This window comes from Nocardia sp. FBN12, from assembly GCF_050320175.1.
In the GTDB taxonomy this organism is placed as follows: Bacteria; Actinomycetota; Actinomycetes; order Mycobacteriales; family Mycobacteriaceae; genus Nocardia.
Genome location: NZ_CP190048.1, coordinates 4,084,248 through 4,102,913 on the forward strand (window position 1 = coordinate 4,084,248; position 18,666 = coordinate 4,102,913).

Below are 18,666 nucleotides of genomic sequence, written 5' to 3' on the forward strand. Positions count from 1 at the left end.
TGACGAACTGGGAGTTCAGCTGGGAACTGTGGATGCGAACGTATTGCGCAAGTGGGGTTCTGCCTGGTTCGACCTTATCCTGCTGGGCAGGCTCTGAAAACTTCGATCGGTATCGAGCCCGATCTGCCGACCGGCGGCGTCCTAGGGAGAGGTTTCACCTTTGGCTGGCACATGGCCTCCGACAACTTGATTCAGAGCTTCATACCCAGCCGCTGTCGCCGCCCATCAGCCCTCGGCGGCCAATTGCCCACAGGCGGCAGCGATCTCCTGGCCGCGGGTATCACGCACCGTGCACGACACACCTTGGGCGATGACGCGCCGAACGAACTCGCGCTCAACGGGTTTCGGGCTCGCATCCCACTCGCTGCCCGGGGTCGGGTTGAGCGGGATCAGGTTCACGTGGACGAGCGGGCCCAGGGCCTTGTGTAGTTTCTTGCCGAGCATGTCCGCACGCCACGGCTGGTCATTGATGTCACGGATGAGCGCGTACTCGATCGACACCCGGCGACCGGACTTGTCAGCGTAATAGCGTGCGGCGTCGAGCACTTCAGCGATTGACCAGCGGTTGTTCACCGGTACCAAGGTGTCGCGCAACTCGTCGTCGGGCGTGTGCAACGACACCGCCAGACGCACCGACATGTCCTCGTCGGCCAGCTTGCGGATCGCGGGCGCGAGGCCGACGGTCGACACCGTCACCGAGCGCTGCGAGATACCGAGCCCGTCGGGCGCGGGCGAGGTGATCCGGCGAACCGCGTTCACCACCCGCTTGTAGTTCGCGAGGGGCTCGCCCATGCCCCCTGATTTACAAATGCTCTGACCAGCCGCATCCCTGCTCAACAGCCTTCGCGCACGGTAGGCTTGTGCGAACGGCCGACTGACAAGACGAGGAGCGGGCAATGCCAGACAGGAAGTACAGCAAGCCTGTCGTGGTCCCGGAGAATCTGGTGTTCCTCAAGGGCCCTACCAGCGGGATCGTGAACCTTCCCAGTCACCTCGATTGGTCGGGTAACGCCCACTACGACCTAGACCGGCCAGGTCGAATCGTCGATCTCTACCGCGCGGTTATCAACGAGGCCATGAGTCCGAGCGATCTTCATACCTACCTCAATCAAGCGGTGCTCAAACAACTTTGGTCATACATCTGGCTGCCCGCGGCAACCAGGCGCGTCTGGGAAGTCAGCTTCCCTGAACTTGCTGAACTCAGCCGCCTGGCGTCGGCGTAGAACGCGTGGAACCGCGCCACCGTCGACTCACGGAAATTGCTCTGTCCGTCGCGGGTGATCACGGATTCGCGTTGGCCGGCGGCTACGCGATCCGAGCCCATGGCATGGGCAACCGGCCGAGCGGCGACGTCGACCTCTTCACCGATTGGCATCGCAGAGCCGACTTCCCTGGTGCCGTCAAAGCCGTAGTCGCCGCTCTCGAAGAACATGGATATGTCGTCACTACCGCGATGACCGGCGAAACCTTCGCCCGCCTGCTGGTTCATTCCGCGAAAGAACCCAACCTAGAACCCGACAAACTCGAGATGTCGGCCGACTGGCGAGCCCACCCTCCGGTTCTGCTCGACGTCGGGCCAGTCCTTCACCCCGATGACGCCGTCGCCAACAAAATGTGTGCACTGTTCGGGCGGGCGCTACCCCGCGACTTCCTCGACATCGACGCCGCGATCACCAGCGGCCGATACGACCACAACCGGCTGCTCGACTTAGCCAAGAACGCCGACAGCGGTTTCGACGACCACCTCTTCGCAGACGCACTCGGCGCACTCACCCAGATTACCGACGACGCCTTCGCCGAGTACGACGTGCCATCAGAATTCACCACTGCCATGCGCCGCCGATTCACAATCTGGCGACAGGAGCTTCAAAATCCATGATTTCATCAGGTAACGCACTTCGATCAACCTTGGAGTCCCGTGACAGGAAACGAATCCAAGCTGGCCACCCAACGCACGATGATGTTCATGCGTACCTCCGCAGCGCGGTCCTGGCACTGTATCGGGACGAGCGAGAACTCATCGAATCCACTGTTCACGAGCAAACTCTTGCATTCCGGATTGGTCTACGCCTCGCCAATTCAGTGGAACGTCCGGATAACAGGCTGCGCGTAGATACGGAGTACAACCGCCAGGGCACACGATCAAAAACGATCCGCAATAGCGGCCCGATCGGAGAAAGACCCGATCTAGTGATCCATGTCCGCGGTAATGACGAGTCAAATCTGCTCGCAGTGGAAATCAAGAAATCCGCTAAAAATATAAAGGACGATCTCCAGAAATTGCGCCAGCTACACTCCGACCAATTTAACTACCACGACACCGTGCTACTGATTCTCGACGACGCACCTCGGTGGCAATGGATTAGAAGTGATCCGGGGCTGACTGATATCCCGTTCGAGTAGAAGCGATTACAATGAGCGTGAGCCCAGGGCCCCAAACTGGAGACAGCAATGCATCGGCGGCGAGCTTGACGCAGGCGACCGGTCGTTGACCTGGGACCAAGGAACGGAAATGGCACGCCACCAACACATTACGGCGATGACGGGAATGTCGATCTACTTCGCGCACCCGCATCGTCCCTGGGAACGCGGGTCGAACGAGAACCGTAACCGTGGCATTCGTCGGTATCTGTCCAAGGGAACCGAGATCACCACTCACCAGCCCTACCTCGACGCGATCGCTGACGAGATCAACGAAATCCCGATGAGGCTGTTGGACTGGCGGACGCCCCGCGAAGCGTATGAGGCGTTACTCGTTGCTTCCATGGATTGACACCGCCTTGTCTCCCCCGTCGCTACGTCATCACTGATCCTGTTCCAAAAGGACCCGACTCAGCAACACCTCATCGCGGTTCGTTCACCCATTCGACAAGTGTGTCGATGAGCACCGATTCTTGTGCGACTCGGCCGCAGGCGGCTCGGATAGGGGCTAGCAGCGCCCAGGACTCGGAGCCCAGAAGGTGGCCGCCTTGGACGCCAGACCAGTCCACAGCGTCACGGTCTTGAATGGGACGCCCGGCCATGGCCGACCAGAGGCCGCGCGCTGGCTGCACGGGCACAGTGCTCGACGCTAACGCGGCGGCTTCGGCAATCGCGATCCCCGCTGGATCAAAGTCACCCCAGTACCAGGCGATTCCGCTCACTGGGCCGCGACCGGCGACGTCAACGCCTAACGCGTCGACCTGGGCGGGAAAGGTCCGCCCGCTGCCCCAAGCGATGGCCCCAATGGGGTGGCCCGTGATGTCGCGCAGAAGTTCGTGGAATACCCAGTAGGTGTCGCTGTTCTCGACGATGAGGACATCCGGACCATTGCCGACAATCGCGGCGGGCAGGGGCGGCGGATAGCGAACGCACGCCAATAGGTCAAGGGTGAGCCTGCCTGAATCAAACAGTGTCGTGCGGGCGAGATCGTCGAGTCTTTTCTCCTTGCCGAAGATTTCGGCGGAACGGTAACGCAAGGGAACGAGCGGGACGGTCTGCGTAGCGTGTCGGCCCAACCAGGTGTTGATCGCGACAAGTTCAGCGAAGAGTTCCTGCGACAGGGTTCGCAATGACGCCGCCCAGCCCAATTCGGCGCGCCACGGATAGCTCACCCACGGTTTGGATTTCACGGCGGGACGAGACGCGGGAACGGTGACATAACTGGGCCACAAGCGCTTCGACGACCGCGACGGCAAGCAGATCGTGTTCTCCTCGGCAAGCGCGCGGAGGCACTCATGCAGATCGTCGGTCTGCTGCGGGCTGCCGACGAGCCGAGGAGCGGCGACACACCATAATCGCCACAGGTCTTCATGGGAGATGCGCACCGACCCTTTGGCCACAAGTGCCGCACGCAACGCGGCGATCTCGGATTCGCGCACGCTCATCGTCGGATCTCGTAGCCGATGCCATCCACCCAGTTCTGAGCAGATCCTTTATCACGGCCTCGCACTATCGATTCGACAATATCGACGCCCTCGACGACCGTTGCCCGAAGCCGCAAGAATGACAGATTGCGCCGCAGGTCCCCGTCATTGCGCAACTTGACAATCACCGATCCGGTCCCGGCGAACGCCGCTTCGACCGCCGGATCGTGTAGCCCCGTCGCGCACACGAGCTGAACTCCAGTATGGGCGGCGAGCCGGTGCTGCATCTCGATCAGCGGCTCCGCTGAAGCCGCGCCAAAAGGATTGTCCAGCAGCAGCGTTCCGGCAGGCCGGGCACCTCCCTGCCGGTGCGATGACCGTACGCGCGAGAGCGCGCAGTAGACCAAGACCGCGAGAGTGAGGACTTGGCCACCGGAGAACTCGTGGGGTATCCGATCAGGCGGGCAGTACGCGACATGTCCGTCGATGCGAGGCTTGAGGATCTCGATCGCCCATGCGCCCGCACGAGCGCGGTTCACCACCGTGTCACGGACGGCGTCGGCGAGCCAGCGTGCCCGCACGTCAGCCGATTTGGCCTTTTTCGGGTTTTCGGACAGCTCGGTTGACCAACTGTCGACTCGGTTCGCTAGGCGCGCGGCCGCTTCGACCGCGGGCGCCTCTTCGAATCGGATCTTGATCGCTGGATTGTCCGACAGGTCGCCGAGTCCGGCGGGCAGCCTCGATGACTGCGAGACCTCGCGCAGCATGCGTCGCTGCGTGCGGCACAGCGCGAGCAGGTCGTCGCACAAGATACTTCTGTGTACGTCAAGCTGTTCGAGGTCTGCGCGCGCGGACTCAGTCACCGCCCTGATTCGACGGGTCAGTATGTCCGCTTCAGCGACGAGGTCCGGTTCGTGAAGTGATCTGATCCGAATGACATCGGGGGTGTCCAGGCTGGCAAATCGCGGACCTGCAGCGACCTCGCGCACCTTGGCGACTGCGGCGTGGATCGCCTCGCGCGCGGCCTGAGCGGCGCGGTCCACGCGTTGATGGTTCTTCACATGCCCGCGCAGCTGTTCTCGGGCGCTGTCGGCGGAACCCGGGAAGACCACGACGGTGGGAACGTGCTCTGCCGCCCACATCTCGGTGGTGAGGGTGAAGGCGGCGACATCGTCTTGCACCGCGTCATGCAGTTGGTTGGCCTCTTTGTGTTCTGATTCTGCTGCGTCGCGCCGATCACGCATCTCGCCGTTGTGGGCTTCGAGTCGTTCGAGCAGGTCGGGAATATCGTCAGGGTGCGCGGGTGACCACTCCGTTGGCGCGAGGTCGAAGTAGTTCTGATGGTCCGGTGATGCCGGCTCAGCGGCAGTAAGATCGGTGCGCGCCCTGTTGTGGGCTGCCTGCGCGTCAAGATGGGCGAGGTGGGCGGCGTCGAACTCTGATTGCGATCGGCGCTGCGCGTCAGCCCGGGTGGTATCAGTGCTGGCTTCTATTGTGTCGCACAGACTTTCAGCTCGACTATGGATATCAGGGTCGAGCCGGTTGACCTCAGTCAACGCACGGCTCACCGCCTTGTTCGCATCCTCGAATCGGGTTGCCTCGACCATGCCGTGCTCCGCTTTGGCCAATTCCTCGCGCAGAGTCGTCCATTGTGTGCGCAGGATCGCCGGATTGCCGCCAGGGTCGGTGCCCGAAATGTCGACGCCGAGGTCTGCTCGTTCCCGCCGGTGCGACTCGCAGTCGCTGCGGTAGTTGGCTGCTTGTCGCGTCGCTGCCTTGAAGGCGTCCTCGGCGTCTTCGATACTGGCAATGGCTTGATCGCGGGCGGTCTTCGCCTGGTTGAGCTTTGCATCGATCCCCAATATCGACGTCTCTGCCTGATCGGCTAGCGTCGACTGGTCTGCCAACTCAACGGCGAGTCTCGCGCGTTCCTTTGCGATCGTGGCGAGATCAGTCTGCCTGCGTTCTTCGATTCGGGCGTCTCCCGCGAGGGTGCGCTGGCCCGTTCGCTCTTGTGACAGACCATCGAGCTTGGCTTCGGCCGTCTCCAGCGCCTCAGCGGCACCTCGCGCGGCCGCTTCCAGGTTGCCGAGCGTGGTAGCGCCCCACCGTCGGGCGAAGTCACGACACCGCGCTTCGCTCGCGCGGTACTGCTGGGCGGCTTCGGTCGCCTGTCGCGCCTGTTCGTCGTGGTGTTGGGCCGCTACTTCCAGTTCCTGCCGCAGTTCAGCAGCCCAGACTCGGTCCCAGGTCGCGCGATGGGGAATGACGACGTGACGGAAGGACATCGGCGGCGTCAGCGGTGTCGGTGTCGTCGGCGGGGTGGTCACGGTGACCGGCGTCCTCGTACGCAACTCGCTGTCCTGGAGGACCCGCACGCCGTCGTCGAATCTGTTCCGGTCGGAGACAACGACTCCGCCCGCGAGTTCAGGATTGGCGGCGATGAAGGGTTGGCGCGCGTCCGCGTCGACGATGTTGTTCTCGATCCACTGCAGCCCAGTGACAGAGCCGATCCCAGCGGCGGAAAGCGTATCGAGTACATCAAGCACGTCCTGCGCGGCTGGCGCGGTGCCAGTCAGATCGAGCAGGCCGAGTTGACGATACGCAGCCTTTGCCGCCGAGCCATGTTCGCTCGATCGGGCATCGGCACCACGCGCGGCCTCAGCTGCGAGATCGGCTGTGCGGAGCAGTGTTTCGGTGTCGGTCACCTCGCCGCCAGCCAACTCAAGGACAACGCAATCCCCGGTCACCACGGCGAAATCGGCGACAAAACGCTCGCCATCGGTCGCCGTCGACTGTCGCTGTTCGCGGAGTCCGTTCATGCTTGCGTTCAGCTGCTCAATGGCCCTACCGAGTTCGTCGAATCGTTGTTCGGCGGATTCCCCACGGGTGCGGGCGGTTTCAGCCGACTGTTCTGCGCTCGTTTGGGTTTCTCGCCAGCGTCGTAAGCAATCGTCCAGGCTTTCGAGCTCATGCAGCCAACCTGCGGCCACCGCCTCCTTTCGCGCTAGACGCGCGGCCTCAACTTCCGCGCGCACGCGTGATCGCTCACCGGAGAGATTCGCGATTGTGACGAGGGCGGCTGTCTTCTTCTCGTCCGCCTGCTTCTTGAGCTCGACCGCAGCGTCGGCGCGGTCATCGGCGTTTTCCGCCGCAGCGCCGGATTCCGTGATCAACCCGTCGAGCCTGCCCGCCAACGCGGCGGCGGCGTGGGCGACATCAGTACGCAACGGGCCTAGATCCGCGTCAGCTTTCTCGTAGGCTTGGCGCGCGGTGTCCGCCGCCGCTCGCGCGACGCGTAGCGCGAGGACATCGTTCACCGCCCGCCACGCTCTCGCGGCGAGCTGGGCTTGGTTCGCGCGCTCCGCACTGTCTTTGAGGCGTTGGGTTGCCGACCCGACAGCCGCGCGTGACTGCTCGAGGACCAGCTGCAGCCGGATATCGCTAACTTGACCGTAGTCGCGCCGTGCCGCCGTAAAGGCGAGACCTGTGGCGGTGACTGCGGCGGCGAGATCGGTCAGATTCCGGCGGTCCTGCTCGATGCGGTTGATGAGCGACGAAACATGCTCCCCGCCAAGGGTGACGGCCCGCAGCAGTTCGCCTTCGGCGGTCGCGCGTTCCTCGGCCAACCCCGCTACCCGCTCGACCAACGGAACGACCACATCACCGAAGCTTGCCCGCTCCGCCAACGACGATCGCTGGCCGGCCAAAACAGCGTAAGTGCCCAACTTCTCAGCGAAGATCTCCAGATCACGTTGATCGTTCAAGGCGGTAACGAAGAAACGCACAACGTTGTCCGGCGAATCGAACGAGTGCAACAACTGCTCTGCGCCGGTCTCGGAATCGTTCATGCGCATCTGGTAGCCAAACAGGACTGGGTCGATGCTGGTGTGTTTCTCCAACGCGGAGGTCCAGTCGGTTTGCTTGTCGACGGAAATCCCGTGCGCCGCCGGGGTCGCGTCGATCAGATTGTCGATGGCCGCTCGAAAGTGTCGGTAGGTCACGCGCCGACCATCGGCGATGAACGGCAGATCGTCGATCCCTGGCAAGTCGGCGCCGGTTCGGAACATGTACCAGGCGCGATGCATGTTCGAGGTCGAGCGCATCTTGTGGGCTGGCTGTCGGCGACCGTCTTTCCACTCCATCACCGTCCCGGTGACCGTGCGGTGGCCCGTCGCGGCGTCCTCCCATTCGCAGACGATGTGCGATGTGTCGCCGGTCAACACGTAGTCGCCGAGGATCTTGCCGCCAACCTGCGCCCGTGCGGCGGGCACGATGAGACTGCAGATCAGGGTGATCAGCGTCGATTTCCCACCAGTGTTAGTCAGGGACAACAGCACTCGTGCGGCCGCGCCGGCACTGGTGCTGAAATCCAGATTGAGCGGATCGAACCGGGCGCCATCGGGTCCCACACCGTGCAGGCGGACTCGCCGCAGACGCAGCGGCGGCGTTGGCAGTTCCTGCGGCGGTTGCTGATTCACTTCGAAGAGCGAGTCGGTCACGCTGTGTCCTCCTCGCTGGCGTTGCCGGAACCGCCAGCCAGGCCATTTACCAGCCGGAACAGTTCGGAGTCATCGCACAGCGCGCCGACCGCATAGCGAAATCGAGGTCTAGCCGCCCAGACGCCTCCGTCAGCGTCACCTTTGGCGGTGAGAAACCCTGCCTCGACGAGTATCTTGCAGACTCGAACAACGATCCCCGGGCGATCTCCCGTTGACCTGCGTCGAGCATTCGGACGAGCGGGCGATAGGTCACTCCATCGCCGCCACGCTTCGATCAGGTCGTCATCGATATCGCTATCGTCGGCACTGTTCTCAGCGAGCGACTGGGCTACCCGATCCAAGGTGTCGACCACCGATTGTGTGGTGAAAACAGCGATTCGGTCGGGATCATCAATCATCGCCGGGTCCGGGTATACGGTTCGTGCGACTGCCAGAATCACCGCGCCAAGCAGCGCGCGATGTGCCTGTGGTGCCCGTTTTGACACGTCCGCCACTGTCAAACGTAACGGAGAGTGTGTACGCGCGGTCGCGATGATGCCATCTCGCTCGTCAACGCTGACATCGAGCCCTGCACCCGCGAATACTCCGTCGACGGCGGCGGCGAAGTCAGAATCCTCATAGTATCTCCGCACGAGCCGATGCAACTCCTCATTGCGTGCGGGGGTTTCCTTCGGGCGAGCGGCCCAGGCGAGGAAACGGCCGACATCCTCATACTCGCTCGGGGCTCTCATTCGAGCGCCTCCTGCCCGTAATCGCTCCAGGTCCGAGTCCTCGGGGCGGAAGCGGCGATATCGGCACTCACCTCGGCGGGAATCAACAGCAGGTCATCGGCGCGAGTGACCGCCGAATCCAAGGACTCTCCAGTCGTGACAGCGACCACGACCTGGTCACCTGCCGATCTGCCAGCCAAATGCGGAGCCCATGCGTGATGAGCAGCATGGACCACGGTCGCAGCCAGAACACCAGCATCCAAGAAATGACTATCGCCGCCCGGTTCAGCGGCGACAGTCCGCACAGCATCGTCTACGCGAGCTAGCAGTTGCGACAACCTAGTTGGCTCGGTGAGGCCGTCGAGCAACGATTCCGCGACAGCCTCGTAGGCGTCCCACCACTCGGGCGCCTCGTCCGAATCGACTTCGGGCGGTTCATATTCCACGCCTAGTTCAGGGATTCGAGGCGGCGTGCACAGTTCATCAGTCATGGTCGTCAGCGACGGCCACCATCGAATGGGCAGCCCACCGGCCACTGCCAACAACCGGTCGGCGGCTTGAGCGCCACCTGCGGTCGGGCCGGCAAGCAGTGGCACGAGCAAGTCCGCGCCAAGGTCGATTCGGTGAGTGCGGCGCGGCGGACGCGCGAAACGATCATCGAGTGCCTGCCGCAACGCTGCCCGCGCCCCAATGAGATGGCGATGCAACTCGCTATGCCGAAAGCGGCACTCACGAAGGATCTCAAGCAACCGATTGAGCGCTTCCAGACGCGCCCTATCCGAAATGTCGGTGCGCCGATCAGCGACTGTTTCCAGCAACGCCGTCTCGGCGTCGAGCCTGCCCCGGACGTGATCGAGAGCGGCATCCAGATACGCCGGGACATCACCGAGCCAATCATGGGTGTCTGGATCGATGAGGGTGTCGGCGACAACGCGCCTGATCCGCTCCTGATACTCGATCGACCGATAGCGCGCGACGCGGGCGATCTGCACCGCCGACGCGACCGCGCCGCGCGCGATCAGCGCCGCCATCTGGGCTTCATTGGCGATCTGCGCGGCTTCGATGTCGAGATCGAGGGCCTCGACGAAGATGTTGATGGCCTGTTCGGACGCACGAAGGTGTTCAAGCCCATCGGTGCTGTCCGGGTGCAAGTACAACAGCCGAAACCGCTGCTGTCGCCAAGCAGGCCCCTCCGCCGTGTGAACAAGATGCTGAACGACCTCTACATCGACGGTGACAAGCGAAACAACCACCCGCTCAGCCACCTTCGCCCATTGCGCCGGGTCAGCATCCGGCGATTGCCTGGCCGCCTGTTCGGCGGCGTAGGCCACCGTCTCATCCCAGGTCCGCCCCGACGACAATCCCATCGCCAGCGCTACCTGGTCGATCACAGCGAGCGCGATTCGGAAAAGGTCGTAGTCCGCCCAGAAATCGCCGTCCAGGCTGGATTTGGTTCGCTCGAGATCGGTAAGGATCTGGATGGGGGCAAGCGCGCGTCGCCGTCGCGTGATGGAGTCGTCATCGGTTGGAATCGCGATATTCCAGCTATCGATCTGCTCCGCATCATCGTGTTCGGTCATCAACGCCGCCCCACTCTCCCCACGAGTACGCAGACCGACCCATCGACCTGCCCGTAGCCCCACTGCGGTTCCTAGAGGATAGCGGGCGATCTTGATCTCGGCAGCGGCGTTCATTATGACGATGAACCGATAACCCCGACGAACCGCCAGCTGTTGATAGCGCAATCAGTCCGGCTACCACACACCCGTGGCGGTCTCCGGACGGACATCGCTGACACCGCGCGTCCTAGATCCGCACTTCGCTATGAAGCGACCGTGTCGCCGTAGAAGCTGTCCGGTACTCGCGACTGACCAAGCTCGGACCGAACGGCGTTAAGGAACTGCTCAAACGCACGACGAACAGGACCCGACCACGTCGCCAATCGTCGCCGCTGAACACCTCAGTGGAAACGGGCAGCAGCCCAGCAGCAACCTCGGCAAAAGGCCGCTTCTCGGTGTCCGCGCACCGTCGGCGACCTCTGCCGAACCAGTAGGCGTTCTGGGCTGCGTCCGGATCGGTGGACATACCAGACCCCACATGCGTCGCCAGCAGCACGAACATGCGCTGCCCACCGATCCACGCCAACGCCTCAAGGCAATTGCCAACCCAGTCCTTGTCAAGCTGATGCCGCCGCCAATACGCCGGGCGAGCGAACCGGCGGTAAACTCGACATCGCGTCGCCCGGATCGAACATGAAACACACTATGCCGCTTTCGATATCACGACAGCTTTGCGAAATCCCTACCCGCAGATGAAGCCACAGCGCCCTACCAAACATCAGCCTTCTGCTGCGAGTTGCCCACACGCCGCGGCGATCTCCTGACCCCGGGTATCGCGCACCGTGCACGACACACCCTGAGCGATCACGCGGCGCACGAACTCCTTCTCGACCGGCTTGGGGCTGGCGTCCCATTCACTGCCCGGTGTCGGGTTCAACGGGATCAGGTTCACGTGCACGAGCGGGCCCAGGGCCTTGTGCAGCTTCTTGCCGAGCATGTCCGCACGCCACGGCTGATCGTTGATATCGCGGATCAACGCGTACTCGATCGACACGCGTCGCCCGGACTTGTCCGCGTAATAGCGTGCGGCGTCGAGCACTTCGGCGATGGACCAGCGATTGTTCACCGGCACCAGAGTGTCGCGCAGTTCGTCGTCGGGAGTGTGCAGCGAGACCGCCAGGCGCACCGACATGTCCTCGTCGGCCAGCTTGCGGATCGCGGGCGCCAGACCGACGGTCGACACCGTCACCGAGCGCTGCGAGATACCGAGCCCGTCGGGCGCGGGCGAGGTGATCCGGCGAACCGCGTTCACCACCCGCTTGTAGTTCGCGAGGGGCTCGCCCATCCCCATGAACACGATGTTGGACAGCCGGCCGGGACCGCCGTGCACCTCGCCGTCGCGCAGGTCGGCCGCGGCCGCGCGCACCTGGTCGACGATCTCCGCGGTCGACAGGTTGCGGGTGAGCCCCGCCTGCCCGGTCGCGCAGAACGGACAGGCCATCCCGCACCCGGCCTGGCTGGAAATGCACAGCGTGTTGCGGTCGGGATAGCGCATGAGCACGCTCTCCAGCAGCGTCCCGTCGTGTGCCTTCCACAGCGTTTTGCGGGTATCGCCCTCGTCGCAGGCGATATTGCGCACCACCGACAGCAGCGGCGGGAACAGCGTCTGGCCGACCTTTTCGCGCACGTCGGCGGGCAGATCGGTCATCAGCGCCGGATCGGACTGCAGGCGGCCGTAGTACTGACGGGCCAGCTGGTCGGCCCGGAACTTCGGCAATCCCAGCTCCTGCACCGCGGCCTTGCGTTCGTCCGAGTCGAGATCGGCGAGGTGGCGCGGCGGCATGCCGCGGCGCGGGGCATCGAACACGAGGGGCAGGGAGATGGCCATAGTTTCACCATTGTCCCAAACGCCACGTCGGACCCGCCACGCCGGGCGACGTTATCGAGAAGTTGCGTGCGTGAGCCATAGCAGTCGGCAATGATCGAACTATGAGTACACATGCAGAATCCGGTGCGTCACCGGCCGAGCACGACCCGCCGTCGACCGATCTCACCGGCAAGCACAGCAAGCCCGCCGAACCGGCGAAGCCTGCCACCAAGCCGGTACCGACCCCGCGCGACGCCGTGCACGGATCACGCACCGGCTACACCTGGATAGCGTTGCTGGCCGCGGCCCTGCTCGGCATCGTGCTGCTGATCTTCATCATCCAGAATCTCGACAAGGTCCGCACCGACCTGCTGTTCTGGGATTTCGAACTGCCGCTCGGCATCACCGTGTTGCTGTCGGTGATCGCGGGCGCGCTGGTGATGGGGCTGGTCGGCGGGGTACGCATCCTGCAGCTGCGGCACGCCGCCAAGAAATCTTCCTGATACTCAGAGCAGCGCGCTGAGGACGAGCCAGGAAACGAACGCCGAGGGCAGCATCGAGTCGAGACGGTCCATGATTCCGCCGTGCCCCGGCAGTAGCGTTCCCATGTCCTTGATGCCGAGTTCGCGCTTGATCTGCGACTCGATCAGATCACCGATGGTCGCCACGGCCACCAGGCCGACACCGAGCACCACACCGATCATCGAATTGGCCTCGAGCAGCAGCGTGACGGTCAGCAGACCGCCGATCACGCTGAACACCAGCGACCCGCAGAACCCCTCCCACGACTTCTTCGGGCTGATCGCGGGCACCATCGGATGCCTGCCGAACAGCACACCGGCGACATAGCCGCCGACATCGGAGCACACCACCAGGATCATGAAGGTGAGCACCCGCAGATTTCCATCGGGTTCGAGCAGCAGCAGCGTCGAGAACGCGGCCAGCAACGGGATCCAGGTGAGGGTGAACACCGCGATCGCGGTGTCACGCAGGAAGTTCTTCGGTGCGGTACTGAGGCCGTGATCGAACAGGCGCCACACCATGCACACCAGCGCGGTGGCGGCGAACGCGCCGAGTACCCCACTGGCCCCCCACGGCCAGCCCAGCCAGAACACCGCCTGACCGCCCACCAGCAGCGGAATCCGCGGCACCAGCACGTCGGCTTCGCGCAGCCGCTTGGTGACCTCCCAGGTCGCGACGCCGACGCCGAGCCCCGCGACCGCGATGAACACCTTCGGGACGAACAACAGGATCGCGATCAGCGACAGCCCGAGCGTCAGCCCGACAGCCAGGGCCGCGGGCAGATTGCGCCCTGCCCTGGATGCCGGGGCAGACGGCTGCTCCTCCTGCGGCGTGGCCGCGGGCGCGGTCTCCTCGACCTTGTCCGGCATGGGATCCGGTGCCGCCCCGGTGGCGGCGGCGTCTTCGGCCACGATTGTCCCGTCGCTCAACTCGTCGTTCCGTTCATCCCCCGCACGAGCGGGACTGGCGAGATCTGGCGCTCAGACCTCGAGCAGTTCGGCTTCCTTGTGCTTGACCAGTTCGTCGACCTGGGCCACATACTTGGCGGTGGTCTTGTCGAGCTCCTTCTCGGCGCGCCCGACCTCATCCTCACCCGCTTCGCCATCCTTCTGGATGCGACCCAGTTCGTCCATCGCCTTGCGGCGGACGTTGCGAATCGAGACCTTGGCGTCCTCGCCCTTGCTCTTGGCCATCTTGACCATCTCGCGGCGACGTTCCTCGGTGAGCTGCGGCACCGAGATGCGCAGGATGTCACCGTTGTTGGTCGGGTTCACGCCCAGGTCGGAGTTGCGGATGGCGTTCTCGATCAGGCCGAGCGAGCTCTGCTCGTAGGGCTTGATCACGACCATGCGCGGCTCGGGCACGGTGATGCTCGAAACCTGGGTGATCGGGGTGAGCGAGCCGTAGTACTCGATCAGCACACGGGTGAACATGCCCGGGTTGGCGCGACCGGTACGGATGCTGCCCAGGTCGTCCTTCGCCACCGTGACGGCCTTGTCCATCTTCTCTTCGGCATCGAAGAGCGCTTCATCAATCACGACCGAATCCTCCACAGCGTCGTCATCGTCGTCGTCCGCGGGTGCGGGGTCACGACCGAACCAGGGTGCCGATGGGTTCACCGGCGACCGCGCGGGCAATATTGCCCTCGATCAACAAATTGAACACCAGCATCGGCATCTGGTTGTCCATGCAGAGGCTGAACGCGGTGGCATCGGCCACCTTCAGCCCCTTCTCGATCACTTCCTTGTGCGTGATCTCGGTGAACATGCTCGCGTTCGGGTCGACACGCGGATCGGCGTCGAACACGCCGTCGACCGCCTTGGCCATCAACACCACGTCGGCGCCGATCTCCAGCGCGCGCTGGGCGGCGGTGGTATCGGTGGAGAAATAGGGCATGCCCATGCCCGCGCCGAAGATCACGACGCGGCCCTTCTCCAGGTGCCGCTTGGCGCGCAGCGGCAGGTAGGGCTCGGCGACCTGGCCCATCGTGATGGCGGTCTGCACGCGAGTGTCGATGCCCTGCTGCTGCAGGAAGTCTTGGAGGGCAAGGCTGTTCATCACGGTGCCGAGCATGCCCATGTAGTCGGAGCGGGCCCGCTCCATGCCGCGCTCCTCGAGCTCGGCGCCGCGGAAGAAGTTGCCGCCGCCGATCACCACGGCCACCTGCACACCGGTCGCGACGATCTCGGCGATCTGCTCGGCTACCGTCTGCACGACATCGGGGTCGAGGCCGACACCGCCGCCACCGAACATCTCCCCACCCAGCTTGAGCAGCACCCGGCGGTATCCAGGGCGGTCGTTACCCGGGTCGGTCATGGGTGTCGGTCTCCTTCGGCGAGGTCGAGAGCGGGGCGAGCAGGCGGCATCCATCCTGCCCTATCAGGTTGCGGTCACCCAGAAGTGGGGTCACCTCGATTGACGAGGAAAGCCCCTTCAACGCGGCTCACACCGCGCCGAAGAGGCTTTTCGTGAAGTTCAGGCGGATCAGGCCTGGCCGACCTCGAAACGAGCGAAACGCTTCACGTTCACGCCCGCCTCTTCCAGAAGCGCCTTGACGGTCTTCTTGGAGTCGGTGACGGCGGACTGCTCGAGCAGCACGACGTCCTTGAAGAAGCCGTTGACGCGGCCTTCGGTGATCTTGACCAGCGCGGCCTCGGGCTTGCCCTCTTCGCGGGCGGTCTCCTCGGCGATGCGGCGCTCGGCGTCGACAACGTCGGACGGCACGTCCTCACGGGTCAGGTACTTGGCCTTGAGCGCGGCGACCTGCATGCCGGCGGCACGCGCGGCATCGGCAGCGGCGTCGCCGGTGCCCTCGTACTCGACCAGCACGCCGACGGCGGGCGGCAGATCCGAGGCACGCTTGTGCAGGTAGGTGGCGACCGGGCCGTCGAAGGACACGACGCGACGCAGTTCCAGCTTCTCGCCGATCTTCGCCGACAGCGCCTGCACGGCGTCGTCAACGGTGCCGTCGGACAGCTTGAGCGCCTTGAGGGCGTCCAGGTCGGCCGGCTTGGCCGCGGCGGCCGCGGTGACGATGGCGTCGGCCAGTTCCTGGAACTCGGCGTTCTTGGCGACGAAGTCGGTCTCGCAGTTGATCTCGACCATGACGCCGTCCTTGGCGATGACCAGACCCTCGGCGGTCGCACGCTCGGCGCGCTTGCCGACGTCCTTGGCACCCTTGATGCGCAGCACCTCGACGGCCTTGTCGAAATCGCCGTCGGAGTCGGCCAGCGCGTTCTTGCAGTCCATCATGCCGGAACCGGTGAGCTCCCGGAGCCGCTTCACATCAGCAGCGGTGTAGTTCGCCATCGGGGGCGAGCCTCCTGTATTTTTTGGCGGCTGGCGCCGCGGGTTTCTCGGCCCTGTGGGCCTCGATCTTCCCTCCCGGCGGGCACTCCTTCGTCGCACCCTCTGGTCAGTCCAGATCGAGGCGGCCGAGAAACCAGGGAAAAGACATCTCGGCCGAGGCCATGCACGTACTTGTTCGGGTATTACGCCACCTTGCCGACCGCATCTGAATTCAGACGGGTCGGCAAGGTGAACAGTGCGCTACCGGTCAGCTCAGAAGTCGGCCGGGGTGTGCTGCGCCGGGTCGGCCTTGACCTCGGCCGCAGCCTCAGCCGGGGTCTCGACGGCCGGTGCCTCGGTCGCGGCGGCGACATCGGCTTCGGCAGCCGGGGTCGCCGACGACAGGAGCTCCTGCTCCCACTCGGCCAGCGGCTCGCCTGCGCCGGCCTCGGGCTTCGCGTCGCCGGAAGCCTGGCCCGCGCGGGCCTGCACGCCCTCGGCCACCGCGGAAGCGACGACCTTGGTGAGCAGTGCGGCGGAACGGATCGCGTCGTCGTTACCCGGGATCGGGTAGTCGACCAGGTCGGGGTCGCAGTTGGTATCCAGGATCGCGATGACCGGGATGTTCAGCTTGCGCGCCTCGCCGACGGCGATGTGCTCCTTGTTGGTATCGACGATCCAGATGGCCGAGGGAACCTTGGCCATGTCACGGATACCGCCGAGGGTGCGGTCCAGCTTGGTCATCTCACGCGTGAGCATGAGGATTTCCTTCTTGGTGCGCCCCTCGAAGCCACCGGTCTGCTCCATCGCCTCGAGTTCTTTGAGGCGCTGCAGGCGCTTGTGCACGGTGGAGAAGTTGGTGAGCATGCCACCGAGCCAACGCTGGTTGACGTAGGGCATTCCGACGCGCAGCGCCTCGGAAGCGATCGACTCCTGGGCCTGCTTCTTGGTACCGACGAAGAGGACGGTGCCACCGTGGGCGACAGTCTCCTTGACGAACTCGTAGGCCTTGTCGATGAAGGTCAGCGTCTGCTGCAGGTCGATGATGTAGATGCCGTTGCGGTCGGTGAAGATGAACCGCTTCATCTTCGGGTTCCACCGACGAGTCTGGTGGCCGAAGTGCGCGCCGCTGTCGAGCAGCTGCTTCATAGTTACGACAGGCATAGCCTTCGTATCTCTCTTTCGTTGCCGGTTGTCGCGGTCGATCGGCGATCGACTGCCCTGGCGCCACCGAAACCGCCGGACCCGATTCGAAGAATCCGGGACCAGCCGACGATTTCCCTGTTCATCCGCTGAAGAACTCGCGCTGACATGCCCTCGCGGACCGTCTGCTTTGCGAGCGACGACCGGATGGACGAGCACGGGTGGCGCGCGAAGTCGGTCCGTGCTGTGCACACGCAATGGCTGCTGAGCACAAACCGCTTGTTCAGTCTACGCGGCAGTGGGCCAGGTCTGAAATCGCCCCTGCGCATCGGCCGCCCATTTCGTGGATGAAGTAGGAGGTATCCACATGTCGGGAAGTTGTCCACAATCCTGAAATCGTTGTCCCGCTGGGGTTGCGCGGCACCCAGAGTGGGGGCATGAACACGTTGACACGCACCCTGATCACTACGTTTCCGCTGCTCTGCGTGGCGGGGATCGCTGGCGCACCGGCAGCCGCGCACCCCGTTCCCGCCGACTCGGGAGCACCGCCGACGGTGACGCGACCCGCTGAATCGGCTCCGAAATGCGCAGGCGGCGGGGTCGTACTCGCCCACCCACCAGCGCGACGAACCACCGACCCGCTTGTCACACCACAGCGTGCGGCCGCCCCGGGCGCCGTCCCGAAAGCGCCGCCGCCGCCACTCTCCCAGGACGGACCCGATTCGACGGGCGATCGGCCCTCCGGATTCACCTCTGCGGGCCAACGAGTGGCGATTTCTGTGCAGCTGTCGCTCGGGTCGACATCGGAAGGTGCGCGGATCGGCGGTCTGCCTGCCCCGTCGCCGGTTCACTCATCCGGTGCCGGGACCGCGGGTTCCTGCGGCGCGACGCCGACCGTAGTGCCCGTAGTGGTCGTGCCACGACGTGAGCTTGTTCCCGCCCCCGTCCCGGTACAGGTGACAACCCATGACCTCGGCGCGGCTCCGGCCCGACCTCAGGGATTGGATCAGAGCGCGGGGGCGCGATCGGAGATCGAGATCGTGGTGCGGGCAGGCGGCGGTAGCGGGTCGGCGGCCGAGCTCCCCGCGGTGCTGCGCGACATGCTGCGGTCCCTGGCTGCTCAGCAGCGGGTGCCAACGCCACGACCCCACCGCTGAGGCCGCGATGTTCACCAGGACCGCCGCCGGCCAGAAGGAGACGTGTCGTCCTCCGCGCCCTGCTCGCTCCCAG

Annotated in this window: 16 protein-coding genes and 2 pseudogenes; 6 read left to right on the forward strand and 12 right to left on the reverse strand. The window is 64.3% G+C overall.

Annotation, left to right across the window (positions count from 1 at the left end):
• Window positions 1-225: 225 nt before the first annotated feature.
• A pseudogene (locus ACQHI0_RS19455) lies at window positions 226-795 on the reverse strand (radical SAM protein); the annotation flags it as partial.
• Between the two features lie 101 nt (window positions 796-896).
• Here ACQHI0_RS19455 and ACQHI0_RS19460 point away from each other — a divergent pair.
• From ACQHI0_RS19460 to ACQHI0_RS19475, 4 genes and pseudogenes are all read left to right on the forward strand, one after another.
• Window positions 897-1,223 (forward strand): hypothetical protein, encoded by a 327-nt coding sequence (locus tag ACQHI0_RS19460; protein ID WP_427903289.1) that lies wholly within the window; start codon window positions 897-899, stop codon window positions 1,221-1,223.
• Between the two features lie 104 nt (window positions 1,224-1,327).
• Window positions 1,328-1,879: a nucleotidyl transferase AbiEii/AbiGii toxin family protein gene (locus ACQHI0_RS19465; protein ID WP_427909227.1), complete on the forward strand. Its 552-nt coding sequence runs from the start codon at window positions 1,328-1,330 to the stop codon at window positions 1,877-1,879.
• On the forward strand, window positions 1,876-2,403 hold the full coding sequence (locus ACQHI0_RS19470) for a hypothetical protein (RefSeq protein WP_427903290.1): 528 nt from the start codon (window positions 1,876-1,878) through the stop codon (window positions 2,401-2,403). The genes ACQHI0_RS19465 and ACQHI0_RS19470 overlap by 4 nt, the downstream gene beginning before the upstream one ends.
• A gap of 79 nt (window positions 2,404-2,482) precedes the next feature.
• A pseudogene (locus ACQHI0_RS19475) lies at window positions 2,483-2,773 on the forward strand (IS30 family transposase); the annotation flags it as partial.
• A 70-nt stretch (window positions 2,774-2,843) separates the two neighbouring features.
• Here ACQHI0_RS19475 and ACQHI0_RS19480 read toward each other — a convergent pair.
• From ACQHI0_RS19480 to rlmN, 6 genes are all read right to left on the reverse strand, one after another.
• On the reverse strand, window positions 2,844-3,866 hold the full coding sequence (locus ACQHI0_RS19480; protein WP_427903291.1) for a hypothetical protein: 1,023 nt from the start codon (window positions 3,864-3,866) through the stop codon (window positions 2,844-2,846).
• Complete coding sequence (locus tag ACQHI0_RS19485) at window positions 3,863-8,347, reverse strand: hypothetical protein (protein WP_427903292.1); 4,485 nt, start codon at window positions 8,345-8,347, stop codon at window positions 3,863-3,865. The genes ACQHI0_RS19480 and ACQHI0_RS19485 overlap by 4 nt, the downstream gene beginning before the upstream one ends.
• On the reverse strand, window positions 8,344-9,078 hold the full coding sequence (locus ACQHI0_RS19490; protein WP_427903293.1) for a hypothetical protein: 735 nt from the start codon (window positions 9,076-9,078) through the stop codon (window positions 8,344-8,346). Before ACQHI0_RS19490 ends, ACQHI0_RS19485 begins: the two co-directional genes overlap by 4 nt.
• Complete coding sequence (locus ACQHI0_RS19495; RefSeq protein WP_427903294.1) at window positions 9,075-10,637, reverse strand: hypothetical protein; 1,563 nt, start codon at window positions 10,635-10,637, stop codon at window positions 9,075-9,077. Before ACQHI0_RS19495 ends, ACQHI0_RS19490 begins: the two co-directional genes overlap by 4 nt.
• 226 nt (window positions 10,638-10,863) lie before the next feature.
• Window positions 10,864-11,178 (reverse strand): hypothetical protein, encoded by a 315-nt coding sequence (locus ACQHI0_RS19500; RefSeq protein ID WP_427903295.1) that lies wholly within the window; start codon window positions 11,176-11,178, stop codon window positions 10,864-10,866.
• Window positions 11,179-11,394: 216 nt separating this feature from the next.
• The gene (gene rlmN, locus ACQHI0_RS19505) at window positions 11,395-12,504 is read right to left on the reverse strand and encodes a 23S rRNA (adenine(2503)-C(2))-methyltransferase RlmN (protein WP_427903296.1); all 1,110 of its coding nucleotides are present in this window, start codon (window positions 12,502-12,504) and stop codon (window positions 11,395-11,397) included.
• A 101-nt stretch (window positions 12,505-12,605) separates the two neighbouring features.
• Between rlmN and ACQHI0_RS19510 the strand changes: the two genes are divergently transcribed.
• Window positions 12,606-12,986, forward strand: a complete 381-nt coding sequence (locus ACQHI0_RS19510) for a LapA family protein (protein WP_427903297.1) — start codon at window positions 12,606-12,608, stop codon at window positions 12,984-12,986.
• Window positions 12,987-12,989: 3 nt separating this feature from the next.
• On the opposite strand, the gene ACQHI0_RS19515 is transcribed toward ACQHI0_RS19510, so the two are convergent.
• The 5 genes from ACQHI0_RS19515 to rpsB all read right to left on the reverse strand — a co-directional run bounded on the left by ACQHI0_RS19515 (window position 12,990) and on the right by rpsB (window position 17,457).
• Window positions 12,990-13,874, reverse strand: a complete 885-nt coding sequence (locus ACQHI0_RS19515) for a phosphatidate cytidylyltransferase (RefSeq protein WP_427909228.1) — start codon at window positions 13,872-13,874, stop codon at window positions 12,990-12,992.
• A 111-nt stretch (window positions 13,875-13,985) separates the two neighbouring features.
• Window positions 13,986-14,543 carry a ribosome recycling factor gene (gene frr, locus ACQHI0_RS19520; protein WP_101468579.1) on the reverse strand — a complete coding sequence of 186 codons (558 nt, stop codon included), beginning with the start codon at window positions 14,541-14,543 and terminating at the stop codon, window positions 13,986-13,988.
• A gap of 49 nt (window positions 14,544-14,592) precedes the next feature.
• A complete protein-coding gene (gene pyrH, locus ACQHI0_RS19525; protein ID WP_427903298.1) occupies window positions 14,593-15,321 on the reverse strand; it encodes a UMP kinase in 729 nt (242 codons plus the stop codon).
• A gap of 168 nt (window positions 15,322-15,489) precedes the next feature.
• Window positions 15,490-16,314 (reverse strand): translation elongation factor Ts, encoded by an 825-nt coding sequence (gene tsf / locus ACQHI0_RS19530; protein WP_427903299.1) that lies wholly within the window; start codon window positions 16,312-16,314, stop codon window positions 15,490-15,492.
• Window positions 16,315-16,566: 252 nt separating this feature from the next.
• Entirely contained in the window at window positions 16,567-17,457 is an 891-nt protein-coding gene (gene rpsB / locus ACQHI0_RS19535; protein WP_427903300.1) for a 30S ribosomal protein S2, read from the reverse strand.
• A gap of 416 nt (window positions 17,458-17,873) precedes the next feature.
• On the opposite strand from rpsB, the gene ACQHI0_RS19540 reads away from it, so the two are divergent.
• A complete protein-coding gene (locus ACQHI0_RS19540; RefSeq protein ID WP_427903301.1) occupies window positions 17,874-18,593 on the forward strand; it encodes a hypothetical protein in 720 nt (239 codons plus the stop codon).
• The last annotated feature ends 73 nt before the right edge of the window (window positions 18,594-18,666 follow it).